Below are 19,342 nucleotides of genomic sequence, written 5' to 3' on the forward strand. Positions count from 1 at the left end.
GAGACCAGAGGTCGCAGAGCGCGGAGGCCAGATGGTCGATGTCGGCCTGCGTGTGCAGCGGCGTCGGCGTGATGCGCAGCCGCTCCGTCTTCACCGGCACCGTCGGATAGTTGATCGGCTGCACATAGATCCCGTACTGGTCCAGGAGGATGTCGGAGATCCATTTGCACTTCTTCGCGTCGCCCACCATCACCGGAACGATGTGCGATGGGTTCGGCATGTGCGGGATGCCGCGCGCATCCAGCGCCGCGCGCACCTGCGCCACATTGGCCTTGTGCATCTCGCGCTCGGCACGGCTTTCCTTCAGATGCCGGATCGAGGCCGTCGCGCCGGCGGCGAGCGCCGGCGGCAGCGCCGTCGTGAAGATGAAGCCGGACGCGAACGACCGCACGAAGTCGATCAGGTTCGACGATCCGGTGATGTAGCCGCCCATCACGCCGAAGGCCTTGCCGAGCGTCCCCTCGATCACCGTCACCCGGTCCATCAGGCCCTCGCGCTCGGCAACACCGCCGCCGCGCGGGCCGTACATGCCGACCGCATGAACCTCGTCCAGATAGGTCATCGCATTGTGCTTGTCGGCGATGTCGCAGATCTCGGCGATCGGCGCGATGTCGCCATCCATCGAATAGACGCTCTCGAAGGCCACCAGCTTCGGCGCCGCCGGATCGTCCTGGCTCATCAGCCGGTCGAGATCGCGCCAGTCATTGTGCTTGAAGATGCGCTTCTCGCAACGGGAATGGCGGATGCCCTCGATCATCGAGGCGTGGTTCAGCGCATCCGAATAGACGATGACGCCGGGAATCTTAGAGGCCAGCGTGCCGAGCGCGGCCCAGTTGGAGACATAGCCCGAGGTGAAGATCAGCGCGGCTTCCTTGCCATGCAGGTCGGCCAGCTCGCGCTCCAGCATGACATGATAGTGGTTGGTGCCGGAAATGTTGCGCGTGCCGCCTGCCCCGGTGCCGCATTTGTCGATCGCCTCGTGCATCGCGGCGACGACCTTCTCGTTCTGGCCCATGCCCAGATAGTCGTTCGAGCACCACACCGTGACGTCCTGCGTCGAGCCGTCGGCGCGGTAGCGCGTCGCCTTCGGGAACTGACCCGCATGGCGCTCGAGATCCGCAAACACGCGATAGTTCCCGTCATCGCGCAATGTCGACAAACGATCGGAGAAGAAATTCTCGAAATGCATAGCGATTTCCCTATGTGTTGAAGGAAAATGCGACACGCCTCCCGGCACGTCAACCGGGATTCGTTGCTGCACCGCACCCATAGCCAGCACGCCCGCGAGGGTCCAGACCGGAATCAATCTTTCAGGATTGACAGGCAAGCTCTTGATTTGACGGGCGCGCGAACCCGGCAGGAAAATCAGCCCGGACGATAATCAAACCGCGAAAAGCGGGCCTCCCGGCCCTGTCCGGTGATATCGAAAGCGAGCATGCCGACGAAGGCGCCCGTGAACGAGCCATGCTCGCCGCGTCCGCCTTCGTCGGAAATCACCGAGGCGTCGAGCACGGGGCCAACCGCCTGCCAGTCATCGCCACCCTGCCGCCAGAAGAATTGCTGGCTCGCGTGGTCGACCTCCACACGCAGTTCCACCGCCCCTTCGCCAATCGGCACGGGCGTCTGCAGCGGTTGCGTCAACGCGCCATCCGGCCAGTCGCCACTGCAAGACAGGATCGTCAGCGCTCGACCGACATCCGGCTCGCTGGTCACCAGCAAGGCGTGGAACTTGTGCCGATTGTAATAGGTCGTCAGGCCGGCCGCCTGCTGGTAGGTCTCGGGTTCGAAGGTCACATCGGTCTCGGCTGCGTAGACGAGATGCTCCTGGCGACGGGCCACCAGCGCCTGCTCGAACCAGCTCCCGACGCTCTCCCGGCCGATCAGCGTCAATGCGCCACCGTCAAGCCTGAAGATGCGATCGGTGTCGGGCGTGCGTAGCCACTGGAACTCCATCGGAAGGCTGTCGCCGTCGAAAACACGGCAGATCGGCTGCGGCGGCTCAGGCTGAGTAACGGTCGGCGACGGCACGTCGAGCCGCGGCAGCAATCCGCCCTCTCCCAGATAGAGCCAGTCGTCTTCGCCCCAGACACATCGCTCGATCCCCGTTTCACGCCCCAACGGACAGAAGCGCCCTGTCCCGTCCGGCCCGGCAATCGGACGTCCCATCAGGAAGGTGTGATAGATTTCGCCCCAATGGGTCTCCACATACTGGCCGTGACCGGTGCGCTGGATCGGATGTTCAGGGTCTGCGGCCGTGCAGATCAGATGCTTGTGCGGATGATCCTCGTAAGGTCCGTCGATGCTGCGCGACCGCGCCATCGTGACCGCATGGCCGTAGCCCGTGCCGCCCTCGGCGGTCGTCAGGTAATACCAACCCTTGCGCTTGAAGAGATGCGGCGCTTCCGTCAGCCCGCGGTCAGTGCCCGCATAGATGTTCTTCACAGGCCCCATGAGCCCCTGCTGCGGGCTCCATTCCTGCAAGAGGATGCCGTCGAAGGAGGCGTGCTTCGGGTTACCGCCGGTCCCGGGACCGCGATGGTTCCACTGCATGTTGACGAACCATTTGCGCCCGTCCTCGTCGTGAAACAGCGACGGGTCGAAGCCCGACGAATTCACATACCAGGGATCGGACCACCGGCCGTCGATCGTCTCGCAACTCGTGATGTAATTGTGCGCATCCTTGAAGTTGCCGTCGAGCCGCTTGACGTCCGTGTAGACCAGCCAGAACCGGCCGTCGGCATGGGAGAGGCATGGCGCCCAGATTCCGCAACTGTCGGGATTGCCGCGCATGTCGAGCAACGCCGCGCGGTCGAGCGGCCGCGAGACCAGCGTCCAGTTCACAAGATCGCGCGAATGATGGATCGGCACGCCCGGATACCACTCGAAGGTCGATGTCGCGATGTAGTAGTCCTCTCCGACCCGGCAAAAGGACGGATCGGGGTTGAAGCCGGGCAGGATCGGATTGCGGATCATCGCGCTCTCGCCCCTTTCACGAACATGCAAACCATCTGCGCCTCCTCCCCCATGACGTCTTGAAACCTAGTCAGGCCATCAGCGCGCGAGCCTCGTCCGGCGACAGGGCCGCCGGCCGTTCGCAACGCGTCGACAACTCCACGAACGCGCCCGTCTCGCCAGATTTCAGGATCGAGGTCATCACGTCGACGGCGTGGATCGCGAGATCGAGCGAGCAGCGGTGGTCGCGCCCTTCGACGATCGCCTGCGCCATGTCGGCAAGCCCGGCCGCGCGATAGTTCGCCCTCGCTCCGGCCGGGTGATCCTCGTTGGCGCGGGCAAAGGGGTGGTCCCACTTGGGCAACGGCGCAATCTTGCCGTCGCGGCCGGCATGTTCGACATCGCCGCCGAAGAAATTCGGGTCGGGCAGGAAGAGAGAGCCGTCCACGCCGTAGAGCTCCATATTGGCATGGCGATGCGCCCAGACATCCCAGCTCGCCGACAAGGTGATCGTCGCGCCCGTTTCGAATTCCAGCAGCGCGTGGATGTTCGTGGGCGTCTCGACGGTGATGATCTCTCCCTTGCGCGGCGGCGACAGGATGGTGCGGGTCGGCGTGGCCGATGACGTCAGCGCGGCAACCCGCTTCACCGGGCCGATCAGCTGGATGAGGTTGGTGACGTAGTACGGCCCGATATCGAGCACCGGACCGGCCCCGGGCTTGAAGAAGAAGTCCGGGTTGGGATGCCAGTGCTCCATGCCATGCGACATGACGTGGCAGGTGCCGGCCACGACGTCGCCAATGAGGCCTTCGTCGAGCTCTGCCCGGGCGAGCTGGTGTGCGCCGCCGAGGAACGTGTCCGGCGCCGAGCCGACCCGCAGCCCCTTTGCCTGCGCCAGCGCGCGCAAAGCCTCGCCGTCCTCCAGGCTCAGCACCAGCGGCTTTTCGGAATAGGCGTGCTTGCCGGCTTCCAGGATGGAGCGGGTGACTGCGAAATGCGCGTCGGGAACCGTCAGATTGACGACGACGTCGATGTCCTTGGCCGCAAGCAATTCGTCGACAGAGGCCGCCTTGACCCCGAACTCGTCCCCCCTCGCCTTCGCGGCGCCCATGTTGACGTCGGCGACGGCACGAACCTCCAGCGCCTTGAACAGAGGCGCCAGGCGCAGATACGCGGTCGAGATGTTACCGCATCCGATGATGCCGACGCCGAGCTTTTCCATCGCAGTCATCCTCACAGCGTCCGGGCGGATTCGATCGAGCGACGCGCGAAGCGGGCATGATCGGTGGGATTGTCATGCTCCATGACGAACCAGCGCGCTTGAGTCTTGCGCAGCGCCGCCATGATCGTCGGCCAATCCATGACGCCATGGCCGACATCGGCCCAGCCATCCTCGTCGACGCACTCGCCTTCCGCGGCGATGTCCTTGACATGGGCGGCCACGATGCGATCCGCGTATTTCTCGATCCAGACCAGCGGATCCTGCCCGCCCTTCACCGACCAGGCGACGTCGAACTCCAGCACCAGACGGGGATCGCCGGCGAGGATCAGATCGAGCGGCATTTCCCCGGTTTCCGTTTCGACGAATTCAAAGGCGTGATTGTGCCAGCCGAAAGACAGGCCGGCCTCCCAGTAGGGCTTCGCCGCTGCGGCGAGATCCGCGCCCAGCGCCCGCCAGCCGGCGGCATCCTTCTCACGCTCTTCGGCAGGCACGGCCGGCACGAACACGGCCTCGATCCCGAGAGCCTCCGCGATCGCGAGCACCCGATCCGGCTGGTCACGCACCATGTCGAGGCCGAAATGTCCGGTCGGCATGGCAAGGCCGTTAGCGCCGAGATCGCGCTTCAGCTCGTCCAGCGCTTCCAGATCGGCAAACAGCCCGCCGAACCCCTCGACCTGGGCGTATCCGAGCGCGCCCAGCATGCGAAGCGTATCCGCAAGCGGCGGGAAGTTGCGGGAACTGTAGAGCTGGTAGGAAAACGCGGTCATGAAGACATCCTTCGATGCGGCTCATCGGAGCCAAGTGTCGTAATCGGAAACGAGCAGATGCAACGGGTCGGCGTCTTCCTCGATCTGCGAGAAACGGCCGATGGGTTCGCGGAAAATGTTGTCCGTCAGGTCGTCATTGACGTTGGAGACCTCGCCGATCAGGACCTTGCCGCCCTCGCCCCAAAAGGCGTGCCAGGTATCCGGTTCGAGCGTCACGCTCTCCCCCGGCGCGAGCTTCAGATGCCCGCCCGCCGGCAGGCTGCGAAGCGAGCCGTCGGTCAGGACACGGACTTCGGCATCGTCGCTGATGGAACCGTCCGGATTGGCCTTGAACAGCTCCAGCACCAGGGTCCCGCCACCGCGGTTGATGATGTCCTCGGTCTTCAGAACGTGCCGATGCATCGGCGAGATCTGGTTCTCGCCGGAGATCATGATCTTCTCGGCATAGAGCATACCCCGGCCTCGCTCGACATTGGAATTGTTGCCGTTGCGCACGGTGAAGAGGAACAGGCCGAGTTCGTCGAACCGGCCCTGGCCGTAATCGGTGATGTCCCAGCCGAGCCGGTGCTCGAGAATGCGGGCACTGTCGCTCGCCGTCTTTGCCTTCATCTCCTGCGGAGACCAGTAGGCAAAAGGCGGCATGACATAGCCGAATGAGCGGATGAAGGCGTCGCTTTCGTGTATAATGTCGTTGATGATGGAGCGTTTCATGGCGAACCGTATGTTGCAGAGTACAGATCGCGGACGGTGAAGCGGGGTGGCCTGCCGCCGTCGCGCGGCGCGAAGGTGATCTCGGCATCCCTGCCCGCCAGAAGCGGGAAGGCGTTGTCGGAGAATCGACCCGGTATATCGGCTTCCAGCGCGACAAAGAAGGCGGGCGTTTCCGTACGTAACGTCAAATGCCGCAAAGGCCCGTCCTCGCGGACATCCAGCGAGATCGAGGGCGCCTGCAGATCGTAGGACTTGAACGGCTTCGGCGCATGCAGATCCATGCCCGCGCCGCCGTCGGAAGACCGCCACGTCCAGACGAGCACCTCGTCCCCGGCAAGCGCGGGGACGGACAGCAGCGCCTGCGCCGCATCCGGCGAGACGACCGCCTCCGTCGAACCGAGCGTGCGCTCATCACCGGCCGGCGTGACGGCGATGGCCTCGAGCGACAGGGAAACCGGCGCGCCCGTGTCGTTGACGCCCTTCAGCACGAAACCTTCCGCCTCCGGCACGACGCAGACCGTCACCGGGGCGAAGAACCGGCGCGCCATGTGATGCAGGAGCTTCCAGCCGCCGCCATGGTCGAGCGACGACCAGCTCGCCACCGGCCAGGTGTCGTTCAATTGCCAGTAGAGCGTGCCCATGCAATGCGGCTTGAGGCTGCGCCAGTGGGTGACGGCGGTCTTGATCGCCAGCCCCTGCTGCACCTGGGACAGGTAGACGAAATTCTCGAAATCATGCGGAAAGCGGAAATAGCGGAACATCGTCTCGGCGATGCGCGCATTGCCGCCGGCGTTCTTCTGGTGGCTTTCCAGAACCGGTGCCGCGATGTTGAAGTCCTTCGGCTCGGCGAACGACCGGATGACCTCCATCGACGGATAGGACTGGAAACCGAATTCCGAGCAGAAGCGCGGGGAAACGTCGCGGTAATGCTCGAAATCCCTGCCCTCGTGCCAGACGGACCAGAAATGCATGTCGCCGGACGTGTCGTCATGCCAGGCGTCGCCGAAATTCAGATATCCCGGCGACGGCGATGACGGCCACCAATTGGCGTCCGGCGCCGTCTCCTTCAACGCCGTCTCGACCGTGCGATTGAGGCGGTCATAGGCGACGAGATACCGGTCGCGGTTGTTGCGGCTTTCCTCGAACCAGTTGAGCGCGCCGAGAAGCTCGTTGTCGCCGCACCAGAGCGCCAGGCAGGCATGGTGCGCGATGCGCAGCACGGCCTCGCGGACCTCGGCATCGACCTCGGCCAGGAATTCCGGCGTGGCGGGGTAGAGATTGCAGGCGAACATGAAATCCTGCCAGACCAACAGGCCAAGTTCGTCGCATATGTCGTAGAACCAGTCCGGCTCGTAGCGCCCCCCGCCCCACACGCGGATCATGTTCATGTTGGCATCGACGGCCGATTGCAGGAGGTCGCGCGTCGCCTCCGGCGTGATCCGGCCGGGCAGCGCGTCGGCGGGGATCCAGTTGGCCCCGCGCGCAAAGACATCGCGCCCGTTGACGCGGAAGCCGAAGGCGGTTCCCGCAGCGTCGTCCTGCACGACAAGGTCGATCGCCCGCAGCCCGACTCGGCGACGCAAGATCTGATCGTCCATGCGCACGACAAGGTCGTGCAGGGTCTGCGCCCCGACCCCCGCCGGCCACCAGAGATCCGGCGCCTCGATCACCATCTCGGCGACGGCCCGATCGCCGTCCACCGTCGTGCTGACGGACTGGCCGCCGATCGCGAATTCGATTCCGTTTCCAGACGCTTCGCCCTCGATCCTCGCAGTCAGGGTGAGCGTGACGCGACCCTCGCCATGCGCCTGCGCGACCGTCACCCCGGCGAGCCGCGCCTGACGCGTCGGCTCCAGGCGGATGGCACCGTGAACGCCGAGCGGCGCCAGGGCGATGTTCCAGTCCCAGCCGAAATCGCATTGCGGTTTGCGCAGCATGTTGCCGTTCGGGATCGGGCAATTGCCCTTGTGCCAGGGGACGTAGAAGGGCTGCGCGGCCTGCCGCTCCTCAGCCGCGGCGACGCTTGACCGGATGACGATCTCGATCCGGTTGGTCCCGACGACGGCGGCACGAGAGAGGTCGGCCCGCCATGTCCGGAACGCGTTGGCGGCTTCCAGAACGCGTTCCCCGTTGACGCGAATCTCCGCCACGGTGTCGAGACTGTCGATCACCAGCGTGACAGCCGGATCCGCCAGTTCGAATTCGCGCGACAGCACCCAGTCGCGCTCAGCGACCCAGCGCACGTCGTATTCGTTGCGCCCGACATAGGGATCGGGGATCAAATCCGCCGCGAGAAGCGCCGAATGCACGTCGCCGGGAAGCGCGATCGTCGTCGCATGACCGCCCTGCCCGTCGGCGAGCGCCCACGATCCGGCGAGATCGAGCGATCCCGGTGCCTGCTGCGACACGGCCGCGACTGATGAGGTCCCTGCATTCATGATCGGCGCAATGCCCTACATGCGGTCTTCGGTTTGCCTGTCGAAAACCGAAGTCATCGGCAGATTGAATGCGACGCGCACCTCGTCTCCGCGACGGAACCGGCGTGACGCCTCCACGCGGGCCGAGAGCTGCTGGCCTTCGAGCGTCATCCAGACCAGGCTGTCCGCGCCCATCGGCTCCTCCAGATCGACGACCGCCGGAAAGGTCGGCTTGGAGCCGTCGGCATCGCCCTGGAAGACTTCGACATGTTCCGGCCTGACGCCGAACACGGCGTTCGCCGCCGGCCGCAGGTCGATATCGGCAACATAGTCCTGCAACGGCACCTCGTGCGACCCCAGGCGGAACACGAGCCCGCCATCCTGCGCCACGATCTCTCCGTCAAGGAAGTTCATCGAGGGAGAGCCGATGAATCCGGCCACATAGAGGTTGCGCGGCCGGTTGTAGATCGTGTGCGGCACGTCGAGTTGCTGGATGACGCCGCCCTTCATGACCGCGATGCGGTCGGCCAGCGTCAGCGCCTCGATCTGGTCATGCGTCACGTAGATCATCGTGTTGGTGAGCTTCTGGTGCAGGCGCTTGATCTCGACGCGCAGTTCGGAGCGCAGCTTCGCGTCCAGGTTGGACAACGGCTCGTCGAACAGGAACACCTCGGCATCGCGCACCAGCGCCCGGCCGATCGCGACACGCTGACGCTGTCCGCCCGAGAGTTGCGCCGGCTTGCGCGCCAGCAGGTTTTCGATCTGCAGCATCTTCGCCGCCCGGTCGACGCGTTCGCGCACCTTGTCGCGCGCCATGCCCTGGTTGCGCAGACCGAAGCTGAGGTTCCCCTCAACCGACATCTGCGGATAGAGCGCGTAGGACTGGAACACCATGCCGATGCCGCGGTCCTTCGGCTCCTGCCAGGTGACGTTGCGGCCCTTGATGAAGATCTGGCCGTCGGAGACGTCGAGCAGACCGGCAATGCAGTTGAGAAGCGTGGACTTGCCGCAGCCGGACGGGCCGAGCAGCACCAGGAACTCGCCCTCCTCCACTTCGAGATTGAGATCCTGCAGCACGCGGATGGCGCCAAAATTCAGGGAAATGTCACGGACGGACACACTGGACATGGGGTCAACCTTTCACCGCGCCGGCTGCGATGCCGCGCACGAAGAGCTTGCCGGAAACGAAATAGATGACGAGGGGAACGAGGCCGGTCAGGAGCGTCGCGGCCATGTTCACATTGTATTCTTTCACGCCCTGCACCGAGTTGACGATGTTGTTGAGCTGCACCGTCATCGGATAGTTTTCGGGCTTGGTGTAGACGACGCCGAACAGGAAGTCGTTCCAGATGCCCGTCACCTGCAGGATGATCGCAACCACGAAGATCGGCAGGCTCATCGGCAGCATGATCCGGAAATAGATGCCCCAGAAACCGGCGCCATCCACCCGGGCGGCCTTGAACAGGTCCTCCGGCACGGTCGTGAAGTAGTTGCGAAACAGGAGCGTCAGGATCGGCATGCCGAAGATCGTGTGGACGATCACCAGGCCGAACAGGTCGGTGTAGAGCCCGACCTCCCTCAGGAGGATGACGATCGGGTAGATCATCACCTGATAGGGGATGAAGGCGCCGAAGATCAGGATCGTGAAGAACAGGTCTGCACCGCGGAACCGCCAGTTCGCCAGCGCATAGCCGTTCACCGATGCGATCGCGATGGACATCACCACGGACGGAACAAGGATGCGCACCGAGTTCCAGAAGCCGCGGCTGAGCCCGTCGCAGTTGAGACCCGTGCAGGCCGACGACCACGCCTTCACCCAAGGCTCGAACGTCACCTCCACCGGCGGCGAGAAGATGTTGCCGAGGCGGATTTCGGGCATGCCCTTCAACGAGGTGACGATCATCACGTAAAGCGGCAGCAGGTAATAGACCGAGACCACCAGCAGCGTGCCGTACAGAAAGACGTTTCGGCGTGAGAGGGCGGGTCGGGGCTTCGGCCCGCGCGGAGCGTCAAGCGCGGCGTCAGTCACGGCGTTTTCCTCCGAATTCGAGATAGGCCCAGGGGATCAGCACGATCAGCACCGACAGGAGCATCATGGTCGAGGCGGCGAAGCCCTGGCCGAGATTGGTCCGGCCGAACATGAAGTCGTAGACATATTTGGCGGGCACTTCGGAAGCGATGCCCGGCCCGCCGGAGGTCTGCGCGACCACGAGGTCGTAGACCTTGATGATGCCGCTCGCGATGAGCACGAGCGTGGTGATGAACACCGCCCGCATCATCGGAATGATGACGAAGACATAGGTCTTCCATTTCGGAATGCCGTCGATGCGCGCGGCGTTCCAGATGTCCTCGTCGATCCCGCGCATGCCGGCGAGCATCAGGCACATGATCAGGCCCGTTCCCTGCCAGAGCCCTGCGATCAGGACGCCGTAGATCACCGTTTCGGCATTGTTGAGCGGATTGAAGACGAAGCCCTCCCAGCCGAGATCGCGCACCACTTTCTGGATGCCGAAATCGGGATTGAGGATCCACTGCCAGACAAGGCCGGTGACGATGAAGCTCAGCGCGAACGGATAGAGCAGGATCGTGCGGAAGGTGTTTTCGAAACGGATCTTCTGGTCGAGCAGCGCGGCGAGCACGAAGCCGATCACCAGCGAGAAGATCGCCGAGAGGATGCCGTAGATCGCCAGGTTCTCGATCGAGATGAGCCAGCGATTGGTGGACCACAGGCGCTCATACTGGTCGAAGCCGACGAATTTCAGCCGCGGTATCGAGCGCGTGGATGTGAATGAATAGACGACCGTCCATATGGTGCAGCCGACGAAGATGACCGATGCGGTCAGGACCATCGGAATGGCCGCGATCTTGGCCGTCAGGTTGCGCGTCAGCGGGTTGGGACGGCCCTTCGTGCGCGCGGACGACGCTGACGACACGGCGGTAACTTCAGCCAAGAAACGATCTCCTCACACAGCATGCTGTCCGCCGCAGCCGTGGCGCCCCCGAAGGGCGACGCCACGGCGCGGGCAAGGTGGCCGGGGACCAGGGTCCGGCCGCCCTGCGTACGGCGCCCTCGCCTATTCGGCTTCGGACATGATCTGCACGAACTGCTTGTGTGCCTCTTCCGGCGTGATCGACTTGTCGAACCAGAACTCGACCCAGAGATCCTCCAGACGACCTTCGGTGTCCGGATTGTTCAACTGTTCGGTGTTCGGCATGACGTTGCCGGCCTTGAGGATTTCGAGACCTTTCTTCATGCAGGCGTTGGCCGCCTCCAGGTCGACGTCGTTGCGCACCGGCAGCGACCCCTTCTTCAGGTTGAACGCAACCTGGACTTCCGGCGAGATCAGCAGCGCCGCGAGTTCCTTCTGCGCGGCCTCGACCTCGGCGTCCTTGCTGACGGGGAAGTAGAAGCTGTCGCCGCCCGTATCGAGGATCTCGTGCAGGCCGAGACCCGGAAGGCAGTCATAGTCCTTGCCGGCGACTTCACCCGCCACCGAGAACTCGCCCTGCGCCCAGTCGCCCATGATCTGCGCGGCAGCCTGGTCCGTGATGACGAGATTGGTCGCCTGGTTCCAGTCCTGCACGGCGCTGTCGGCCGCGAATTCGCGCGCCGCGCCGAAGGCCTCGATGATCTTGCCCATCTCTTCGCCGGCCGCGGCATCCATGTCGCGGTCGCGATAGATCTTCATCTTCAGATCGACGCCGCCCAGGCCGGTTTCCAGCACGCCGAACGCGCCCGACGACTGCCAGGACTGCTGCCCCATCGCCAGCGGGATGATCCCGGCTTCCTTGAGCTTCGGCACCGCCGCGACGAACTCGTACCAATCCTTCGGCGGCTCCACGCCGGCCTTCTCGAAGGCGGTGCGCGACGTCCACATCCACTGCCAGGAATGGATGTTCACCGGAACGCAGTAATAGCGCCCCTCGAACTTGCAGTTCTCGAACAGGCCCGGGGCCGATTCCACGTCGAGAACGCCGCTTGCCTCGACGACGTCCGTGATGTCGAGCATCAGGCCGGCTTCGACCATTTCCTCGGCGTCGCGGCCGGTGTTCATCATCGTCGCGCCCATCGGCTCACCGCCGAGAATGCGGTTGGCGATGACCGGGTTGGCCGCGCCCGAACCGCCGGCGATCGCGCCGTCGACCCAGTTGTGCTCGGTCTTCTCGTTGAACGCCTTGGCGAATTCGGCGACCGCGGCAGCCTCGCCGCCGGACGTCCACCAGTGGGTGACCTCCAGATCGACCGCACCCGCATTGGCGACCGGCAGCACGGCCGAAGCGGCCAGCGCCGCAATCATTCCACGTAAACGCATGTTCTCCTCCCTGAAAACTGTAACGTTGCAGTAAAACTGTATGCCAAGCGATTTCGCCGCGCAACCAGCTTTGGAAAAAATTCTTCGAGCCTCGAATAAATTGAAATTTTCGGCAGGAAAGCCTTTTAAAATCATGTTTTTGATAGGAATTTCGGCCTCGATGCCCGCCTCATACATACCCGGCTTCGGCATCGCAGCACGGCGCTTCGCAATGCAACATACTTTAACGTTTGTGCAGACGCGGCGCGAAGGTGTTGAATCAGGCCCGCCGGGCGGCCTATAGTCCGCCGCAGGCTAAGGGGCCGCACTGCAATGGCAAGAAAAACACAGAAAAAAGAGGCAGATGCGGCGGATCTCGTTGCGGGCCCACCCACCCTCAAATCGATCGCCTTCATCACCGGCTACTCGATCACCACCGTCTCGCGCGCCCTGAAGGACGCCCCCGACATCGGGCAGGAGGCGAAAGACCGCGTGCGGCTGGTCGCCAAGCAGATCGGCTACCGCCCCAACCGCGCCGGCGTGCGCCTGCGCACGGGCAAGACGAATGTCATCAGCCTCGTCCTCAACACCGAGGAGGAGGTCATGGGCCTGACGTCGCAGATGGTCTTCGGCATCTCCGAAGTGCTGCGCGACACGCCCTATCACCTCGTCGTCACCCCCTACTCCCTGCAGAACGACCCGATGGACCCCGTCCGATATGTCGTCGAGACCGGCTCGGCCGACGGCATCATCCTGTCGCGCATGGAGTTGCAGGACCGGCGCGTGCGCTACCTCACCGAACACGGCATGCCGTTCGCGACGCACGGGCGCACCGACATGGGCATCGAACACCCGTGGCACGACTTCGACAATGAGCGCTTCGGCCGCGACGCGGTCGCCAGGCTCGCCCGCCACGGCGTCAGGCGCGCCGCCCTCATCGCCCCGCCCGACATCCTCACCTATGCCCGCCACATCAAGACCGGCTTCGCCGCCGGCCTGCGCGAACACCGCATCCAGCAGACGCTCATCGACACCATCACGGTCGACGACAATCTCGACACGATGCAATCCGGCGTCTGCGAGATGATGCGGTCGCCCGAACGCCCCGACGGCATCGTCTGCAGCAGCGGCAGCGCCGCCATCGCCGCCACCGCCGGTATCGAAGAGGCCGGTTTCGTCGTCGGGCGCGACGTGCACATCGTGTCCAAGCAGCACACCAACATCCTGAAGCGGTTCCGCCAGGACATCGAAGTCATCAACGAGGACGTGCGCCAGGGCGGCCGGGATCTCGCGACCTGCGTGATCCGCTCGATCGAGGGCGTGCCCGCGAGCGATCTGCACTACCTGTCCTATCCCGACGCGCCGGCCGACGATCTCGAGGCGGCGACGCCCACCGCCCGCGCGGCGGTCTAGAAGCCGCGCATCCTGCGTTCGACGCGAGCGAGGAAATCCGCGCGCGACTGCGGGGTCGAGACGTCCATGAGGTAGTGGGCGAGGAAGAGCGTCTTGCAGCGGCGGGCAAACAGGGCACGCATGCCGCGCATGATGGTGCGCTTGCCGGGATGTCCGACCATGTAGGACCACCAGCGCGGCGCGCCGCAGGTCGTGACGATGGCGAGCTTGCGGATATGCTGCATCATCGGCCGGATGCGTTTCGTGTCCGGCGCGATGGAAAACGTGATGTCCGGCGTCCAGACCCGGTCGAGCCACCCCTTCAGCATGGCGGGCAGCCCGTACCACCATGTCGGATAGACGAAGACGATCCCTTCGGCCCACTCCAGATGAGCCGCATGCTCCGGAACCGGATGCTGGCCGCGATCCATCTCGTTGTAGATCCGTCGCTCGTCGCAGCCCATCACCGGATCGAACCCCTCGGCATAGAGGTCGAGCAGACGGATGTCGTTGCCGGCTTCCGTCAGCGCCTTGACGACGACATCCCGCAGGGCCGCACCGAAGCTCTCGGGAACCGGATGGCAGTAGACCACGAGGAGGCGCATCAAAAGGCGTCCATCGCCTCTCCGACCTTCGTGATGAAGCGCTGGCGCGTCTCATCGGTCGAGCGGTTCATGTCGTAATGCGCCAGATAGGTGAACGGCGCGGCCGGCTTGACGATCGCCCGCAGCACGCGATTGACCGACTTGCGCGGCGGATCGCCGACAAGCACCGCGCGCAGGCGCGACCCGCCATAGGTCGTCACGACGCCCACCTTGCGAATGTTGTGCAGGCAGGGCTTCACCTTGCCGTCGGCCATCTTGAACGACACGCCCGGCAGGAAAACCCGGTCGAAGAAGCCTTTCAGGATCGCCGGATAGCCGAAGTTCCACACCGGATAGCTCATCACCAAGGCCTCGGCCGCCTGCACCCTTTCCACGTAGCCCTTCACCGGTTCGATGTTCGGGCCGATATCGTGATAAGCGAGACGTTCCTCGCGCGTCAGCCGAGGGTCGAAATCCTCCGCATAGAGGTTGCAGTCATCGACGTCGTGACCCTTGGCCTTCAGCCGCTCGACGATCAATCCGTGCAGGAAGCCGTTGTAGCTTTCAGCGACCGGATGGGCATGCAGCACCAGAACGCGCATCGCTTCAACCCGCTTTCTGGAGACCCTTGAACAGCCACACGCCGCCCGTGTCGTAATCGTATTCCGGGTTCTCCCAGGCGATCATCTTGCCGGGGTTCAAGAGGCCCTTCGGATCGGCCTCGCGCTTGAAGGCCAACTGGATGTCGTCGGTCTGCTTCATGCCGCCCTCTTCAAGCGTGTAACGGTGCGGATTGAAGATCGGCGCGCCCTCGGCGTTGAAGGTCGCCATGATTTCCTCCAGCCGTTCCTCGGTCGAATAGCGCACCATCGGCAGGCCGAAACAGGTGATGTCGCCGTCGAAGCGCACGAACTCCAGATGGTCGATGATCTCGCCCTCGAACATGCCGTGCAGCTTCTCGACAAGCGCCAGCTGGTTCGGGAACGGGTAGAGCACCTGCAAGTAGGTGATCGCCGGATCGATGCGCAGCCCGCGCAGCGTCGTGTGGTTCCACGCAAGCTCGTAGGCGATCGGCAGACCCCGAAGCTCCTCCTCGGTCATGGCCGCCTTGTTGAACGCGACCCGGCCGCCCTCGCGCGCCGTGAAGGCGAGGAATGCGTCCAGCGACTGTGGCGCGACCATGCAGATGACGACGCTTTCGCCTTCCTTCAGGAACTTCTGGTGGCGCTTGAAATAATCGAACGGCGCCGGCGCCGAGACCACGGTGTTGAGTTTCAGCAGGACGCCGTCGAGGCGGCCGAGCGTGTTCGCATAGGTGGCCGCTTCCATGAAATCGTCGAAGGCCACGATCACGTCGACCCAGTCATAGGCCGACGTCAGGGGCAGCTCGACCTCGCTGATGATGCCGTTCGTGCCGTAGGCATGCGTGACCTTGTGCAGGTCCGCGCCCGTCAGTTCGAGGACGCGCGGCTCCTCCTCCATCGTCACGACGCGCAGCCGGATGACATTGCCGAAATCGCGCAGGCCGCCCCAGCGCGTCGACCCGATCCCGCCCGAACCGCCGGCGATGAAGCCGCCGACGGTCGCGGTATGCGCGGTCGACGGGTGCATGCGCATCTCCTGGCCGGAGTGCTCGCGCGCCGCCTTGTCGAGGTCGGAGCAGATGACGCCCGGACCGACGACCGCCCGACCGGGAGCGATCTCCTTGATCTCGTTCATGTCGGCCAGCGACAGCACGACACCGCCCGAAAGCGGCATGGCCTGGCCGTAATTGCCGGTGCCCGTGCCGCGCGGCGTCACCGGAACGCCGTGCCTGTAGCAGGCCTTCAGCACGCGGATCAGCTCTTCCTCGGTCTTCGGCGAAACGATCAGGTCGCCGGTGACATGATCGAGGCGCTCCTTGAGAACCGGGGAGTACCAGTAGAAATCGCGGCTCTTCTGCTGGACGATCTTGTCGTTGTCTTCGACCTTGATCCCGTCGATATCCGCCTTGAGTGCCTGCAAGTCAGCCATTCATCACTCCATCAAATGATCCAGTTCCTCATAGGCGGGCAGCGTGCGGTCGATCACCGCGCCTCCACGCACCACGATGCGCCCGCTCTCCGGGCGTGACAGCACCTCGGTCCAGGAGCGTCCCTCGCAGATCACGAAATCCGCGGGCCCGCCCGTCACAAGTTTGCCGTAGCTCTCGTCCAATCCCATCGCCCCGGCCGGATTGGCCAGCACCGTCTTCGGCCAGTCCGCGACGGGGTGATCGAAATGGATCGTCCGCGTCGCCATGCGATACACCTCGATCATGTCGAGATCGCCATAGGCATAGAAGGGGTCGCGGGTGTTGTCGGAGGCGACGCAGACGTTGATGCCGCGCGCCTTCATCTCGTGCAACAGCGTGACGCCGCGCCAGCGCGGCGTCGTCCCGTCGAAGCGACGGTCCTGCAGGTACATGTTGCACATCGGCAGAGAGACGACGGAAATGTTGCAGTCGGCAACGGCGTCCAGCGTGCGCAGCACCTCGTCGTCGGGCTGACGGGCGAGCGCACAGCAATGGCCGATCAGGATGCGACCTTCATAGCCGTGCCGCTTCGCCGCCTCTGCGATCTTGCGCAGCGAGACCGCTTCAAGGGCGTCCGTTTCGTCGGCGTGAAAATCGAGATGCAGATCATGCTCGATTGCGGCGCGGAAGATCATGTCGAGCAACTCGTCCATGTCCGGCACCATGTAGGTCACCGCGCCGAGCACGCCGCCGGCCTTGCGGACACGGTCGACCAGCGTGTTGAACCAGGCCTCGTCGCGCCCCGTGTCGATGCCGAAAAGGCACGCGCCCTGCAGATCGATCCGCCCCGCCCAGCGCTCGCGCATCATTTCGAAGACCGGCCAGGAAATCGTCTCCTGCGGCGGCAGGGAGTCCAGATGGGTGCGGATCGCCTTCGTGCCGTACGCCCAGGCGCATTTCAGCGCGAATTCCATGCGCGCCTCGATGTCCTCGGCCGTCCACTTGGCGGGACGGTCGGCGCCGACCGCCTCCAGCGCCCCGTTGAACGAGCCGTCGCGATTGGGACGGCGCGGCCAGATGTGCCCCTTGTCGAGATGGGTGTGGCAATCGACGAAAGCGGGCATGACGACACGGCGACGCATATCGTTCTCTGCGCCTTCGCTCTGTATGCCCGAAGGCGTGATCGCCGCGATGCGGCCGTTCTCGACGGTCAGGTCGTAAACCGCGAAGCCGTCGCGATCATGTTCGCCGCCCGCATCGTCGATCCAGGATTCGTGCAGGTTCGCCCGATGCAGCGTGAAACCCGTATCGGTTCGAAGGATGGTACCGCCAGACATCAATGCTCCTGTTTCAGCGCGCTCTCGTGCCAGCGATGCAGGATCCGGTTCGCGAACCAGCTCAGTACGAGGAAGATGAGAATGCCCGTGAACGAGATCAGGATCAGCGCGGCGAAGAGCCGCGGCGCGTTCAGGCGATAACCGGCCTCGATGATGCGGCTGGCAAGCCCCGAGGACTGGCCCGACGCGCCCGCGACGAATTCGGCGACGACAGCGCCGATCAGCGACAGACCGCCCGCGATCTTCAATCCGCCGAGGAAATAGGGCATCGAAGCGGGCAGCCGCAGATGCCACAGCGTTTGCCAGCGCGACGCGCCGTTGAGCTTGAACAGGTCCAGCAGGTTGCGATCGACCGAGTTCAGGCCAAGCGTCGTGTTCGACAGGATCGGGAAGAAGGCGACGATCCAGGCGCACAGCAGGAGCTTGGCGGTCTGGTTGTCCACATAGATGTTGATCAGCGGGAAGATCGCCACGATCGGCGTCACCTGCAGCACGACCGCGAACGGAAAGAAGCTCATCTCGATCCACTTCGACTGCGTGAACAGCACCGAGAGCCCGACGCCGCCGATCACGGCGAGCGCCAGCGACAGGAAGGTGATCTTGAGCGTGGTCACCAGCGAGGAAAACAGCAGCCCGCTATCCGCGATGAGCGTCGCAAGCACCTCGCCCGGGCGCGGCAGGATGTAGCGCGGGATCTCGTTCCAGACGCAGATCCGGTCCCACATGACGATCGCCAGCACCATGATCAGGATCGGCAGCACCCATTTGCCCGTCTTCTCGAGCTTGCGCTGACGCGCGCGGCGCGCCTCTTCGGCATCGACCATGACGGTCAGGTCACCGCCCTGCGGTGTGGCTTCAGTGGAGGACATGATCGCCCCCTCCCTCGCCTTCCAGACCCATTGCCGTGCGCAGGAGCGAGGACGCCTTGCGCGTCAGATGCGCATAGGCCTCCGACGTCCGGAACTTCTCGTCGCGCGGATAAGGCGCGTCCACCACCATCTCGCCGAACACGCGGCCGGGATGGGCGGCCATGACGACGATGCGGTTCGACAGGAAGACGCTCTCGAACACGCTGTGGGTCACGAAGATCACGGTGAAGCGCTCGCGTTCCCACAGCGCCAGAAGGTCGCTGTTCAGCTGGAAGCGGGTGATCTCGTCGAGCGCGGCGAAGGGTTCGTCCATGAGCAGGACGCGCGGCCGCGTCACCAGCCCGCGCGCGATCGACACGCGCATCTTCATGCCGCCGGAAAGTTCGCGCGGCACCGCGTCCTCGAAGCCCGTCAGGTTCACCTGCGCGAGGACTTTCTTCACCTGCGGCTCGGCCTGGGCGCGCGACACGCCCTGCAGGCGCAGCGGCAGCCAGACATTGTCGAAGACGCTCGCCCAGGGCATCAGCGTCGGCTCCTGGAAGACGAAACCGATATCGGCCTTGCCCATCGGCGCGCCGTGCCAGTCGAGCAACCCGGAGGTCGGCGACGACAGGCCCGCGATCAGCCGGAGCGCGGTGGATTTGCCGCAGCCCGACGGACCCAGAAGGCTGAGGAAATCGCCGTGATTGATGGTCATGTTGACGTCGCTCAGAGCGACGACATCATTTCCGAAGGTCTTGCCGACGGACCGCAGGATAAGCTGCGCCCCGCCGGTTTGAGGCTTTTCGGCCAGTTGCATGTCCACG

Annotated in this window: 17 protein-coding genes; 1 reads left to right on the forward strand and 16 read right to left on the reverse strand. The window is 64.3% G+C overall.

The window, feature by feature from the left end:
• From hemA to MRY80_RS24930, 10 genes are all read right to left on the reverse strand, one after another.
• Positions 1-1,189: 5-aminolevulinate synthase (gene hemA, locus MRY80_RS24885; protein WP_293294242.1), on the reverse strand; the 1,189-nt coding region annotated here is incomplete at its 3' end.
• A 176-nt stretch (positions 1,190-1,365) separates the two neighbouring features.
• Complete coding sequence (locus MRY80_RS24890; protein WP_293294244.1) at positions 1,366-2,973, reverse strand: glycoside hydrolase family 43 protein; 1,608 nt, start codon at positions 2,971-2,973, stop codon at positions 1,366-1,368.
• 70 nt (positions 2,974-3,043) lie between these two features.
• The gene (locus MRY80_RS24895; protein WP_293294371.1) at positions 3,044-4,174 is read right to left on the reverse strand and encodes a Gfo/Idh/MocA family oxidoreductase; all 1,131 of its coding nucleotides are present in this window, start codon (positions 4,172-4,174) and stop codon (positions 3,044-3,046) included.
• A gap of 11 nt (positions 4,175-4,185) precedes the next feature.
• A complete protein-coding gene (locus tag MRY80_RS24900) occupies positions 4,186-4,941 on the reverse strand; it encodes a sugar phosphate isomerase/epimerase (protein ID WP_293294246.1) in 756 nt (251 codons plus the stop codon).
• 21 nt (positions 4,942-4,962) lie between these two features.
• Positions 4,963-5,652, reverse strand: coding sequence for a D-lyxose/D-mannose family sugar isomerase (locus tag MRY80_RS24905; protein WP_293294248.1), 690 nt, complete (start codon positions 5,650-5,652; stop codon positions 4,963-4,965).
• Entirely contained in the window at positions 5,649-8,090 is a 2,442-nt protein-coding gene (locus MRY80_RS24910; RefSeq protein WP_293294249.1) for a glycoside hydrolase family 2 protein, read from the reverse strand. The genes MRY80_RS24905 and MRY80_RS24910 overlap by 4 nt, the downstream gene beginning before the upstream one ends.
• 15 nt (positions 8,091-8,105) lie before the next feature.
• Positions 8,106-9,197 carry an ABC transporter ATP-binding protein gene (locus MRY80_RS24915; RefSeq protein WP_293294251.1) on the reverse strand — a complete coding sequence of 364 codons (1,092 nt, stop codon included), beginning with the start codon at positions 9,195-9,197 and terminating at the stop codon, positions 8,106-8,108.
• A gap of 4 nt (positions 9,198-9,201) precedes the next feature.
• Entirely contained in the window at positions 9,202-10,098 is an 897-nt protein-coding gene (locus MRY80_RS24920) for a carbohydrate ABC transporter permease (RefSeq protein ID WP_293294253.1), read from the reverse strand.
• Complete coding sequence (locus MRY80_RS24925) at positions 10,091-11,020, reverse strand: sugar ABC transporter permease (protein WP_293294254.1); 930 nt, start codon at positions 11,018-11,020, stop codon at positions 10,091-10,093. The genes MRY80_RS24920 and MRY80_RS24925 overlap by 8 nt, the downstream gene beginning before the upstream one ends.
• Positions 11,021-11,143: 123 nt before the next feature.
• Positions 11,144-12,382, reverse strand: coding sequence for an ABC transporter substrate-binding protein (locus tag MRY80_RS24930; protein ID WP_293294256.1), 1,239 nt, complete (start codon positions 12,380-12,382; stop codon positions 11,144-11,146).
• Positions 12,383-12,694: 312 nt separating this feature from the next.
• On the opposite strand from MRY80_RS24930, the gene MRY80_RS24935 reads away from it, so the two are divergent.
• Entirely contained in the window at positions 12,695-13,774 is a 1,080-nt protein-coding gene (locus tag MRY80_RS24935; protein ID WP_293294258.1) for a LacI family transcriptional regulator, read from the forward strand.
• Here the strand turns inward: MRY80_RS24935 and MRY80_RS24940 are convergent.
• From MRY80_RS24940 to MRY80_RS24965, 6 genes are read right to left on the reverse strand one after another with little or no spacing between them, the layout of a single operon-like run.
• A complete protein-coding gene (locus MRY80_RS24940; RefSeq protein WP_293294259.1) occupies positions 13,771-14,358 on the reverse strand; it encodes an NAD(P)H-dependent oxidoreductase in 588 nt (195 codons plus the stop codon). The genes MRY80_RS24935 and MRY80_RS24940 overlap by 4 nt on opposite strands.
• Positions 14,358-14,939: an NAD(P)H-dependent oxidoreductase gene (locus MRY80_RS24945; protein ID WP_293294260.1), complete on the reverse strand. Its 582-nt coding sequence runs from the start codon at positions 14,937-14,939 to the stop codon at positions 14,358-14,360. The genes MRY80_RS24940 and MRY80_RS24945 overlap by 1 nt, the downstream gene beginning before the upstream one ends.
• Before the next feature lie 4 nt (positions 14,940-14,943).
• Positions 14,944-16,350 carry an FAD-binding oxidoreductase gene (locus tag MRY80_RS24950; RefSeq protein ID WP_293294262.1) on the reverse strand — a complete coding sequence of 469 codons (1,407 nt, stop codon included), beginning with the start codon at positions 16,348-16,350 and terminating at the stop codon, positions 14,944-14,946.
• A 3-nt stretch (positions 16,351-16,353) separates the two neighbouring features.
• Positions 16,354-17,667, reverse strand: a complete 1,314-nt coding sequence (locus MRY80_RS24955; RefSeq protein ID WP_293294264.1) for a cytosine deaminase — start codon at positions 17,665-17,667, stop codon at positions 16,354-16,356.
• Positions 17,667-18,536, reverse strand: a complete 870-nt coding sequence (locus MRY80_RS24960; RefSeq protein WP_293294266.1) for an ABC transporter permease — start codon at positions 18,534-18,536, stop codon at positions 17,667-17,669. Before MRY80_RS24960 ends, MRY80_RS24955 begins: the two co-directional genes overlap by 1 nt.
• Positions 18,523-19,335, reverse strand: coding sequence for an ABC transporter ATP-binding protein (locus MRY80_RS24965; RefSeq protein WP_293294372.1), 813 nt, complete (start codon positions 19,333-19,335; stop codon positions 18,523-18,525). Before MRY80_RS24965 ends, MRY80_RS24960 begins: the two co-directional genes overlap by 14 nt.
• Positions 19,336-19,342: the final 7 nt, after the last annotated feature.

The sequence above is a fragment of the Oricola sp. genome, from assembly GCF_022763245.1.
In the GTDB taxonomy this organism is placed as follows: Bacteria; Pseudomonadota; Alphaproteobacteria; order Rhizobiales; family Rhizobiaceae; genus Oricola.

Excerpts from the sequence above, each read along its gene's own strand:
- MRY80_RS24890 (WP_293294244.1), bottom strand. The coding sequence starts at position 2,973 with ATGATCCGCAATCCGATCCTGCCCGGCTTCAACCCCGATCCGTCCTTT.
- MRY80_RS24895 (WP_293294371.1), bottom strand. The coding sequence starts at position 4,174 with ATGGAAAAGCTCGGCGTCGGCATCATCGGATGCGGTAACATCTCGACC.
- MRY80_RS24900 (WP_293294246.1), bottom strand. The coding sequence starts at position 4,941 with ATGACCGCGTTTTCCTACCAGCTCTACAGTTCCCGCAACTTCCCGCCG.
- MRY80_RS24905 (WP_293294248.1), bottom strand. The coding sequence starts at position 5,652 with ATGAAACGCTCCATCATCAACGACATTATACACGAAAGCGACGCCTTC.
- MRY80_RS24910 (WP_293294249.1), bottom strand. The coding sequence starts at position 8,090 with ATGAATGCAGGGACCTCATCAGTCGCGGCCGTGTCGCAGCAGGCACCG.
- MRY80_RS24915 (WP_293294251.1), bottom strand. The coding sequence starts at position 9,197 with ATGTCCAGTGTGTCCGTCCGTGACATTTCCCTGAATTTTGGCGCCATC.
- MRY80_RS24930 (WP_293294256.1), bottom strand. The coding sequence starts at position 12,382 with ATGCGTTTACGTGGAATGATTGCGGCGCTGGCCGCTTCGGCCGTGCTG.
- MRY80_RS24935 (WP_293294258.1), top strand. The coding sequence starts at position 12,695 with ATGGCAAGAAAAACACAGAAAAAAGAGGCAGATGCGGCGGATCTCGTT.
- MRY80_RS24940 (WP_293294259.1), bottom strand. The coding sequence starts at position 14,358 with ATGCGCCTCCTCGTGGTCTACTGCCATCCGGTTCCCGAGAGCTTCGGT.
- MRY80_RS24945 (WP_293294260.1), bottom strand. The coding sequence starts at position 14,939 with ATGCGCGTTCTGGTGCTGCATGCCCATCCGGTCGCTGAAAGCTACAAC.
- MRY80_RS24950 (WP_293294262.1), bottom strand. The coding sequence starts at position 16,350 with ATGGCTGACTTGCAGGCACTCAAGGCGGATATCGACGGGATCAAGGTC.
- MRY80_RS24955 (WP_293294264.1), bottom strand. The coding sequence starts at position 17,667 with ATGTCTGGCGGTACCATCCTTCGAACCGATACGGGTTTCACGCTGCAT.
- MRY80_RS24960 (WP_293294266.1), bottom strand. The coding sequence starts at position 18,536 with ATGTCCTCCACTGAAGCCACACCGCAGGGCGGTGACCTGACCGTCATG.
- MRY80_RS24965 (WP_293294372.1), bottom strand. The coding sequence starts at position 19,335 with ATGCAACTGGCCGAAAAGCCTCAAACCGGCGGGGCGCAGCTTATCCTG.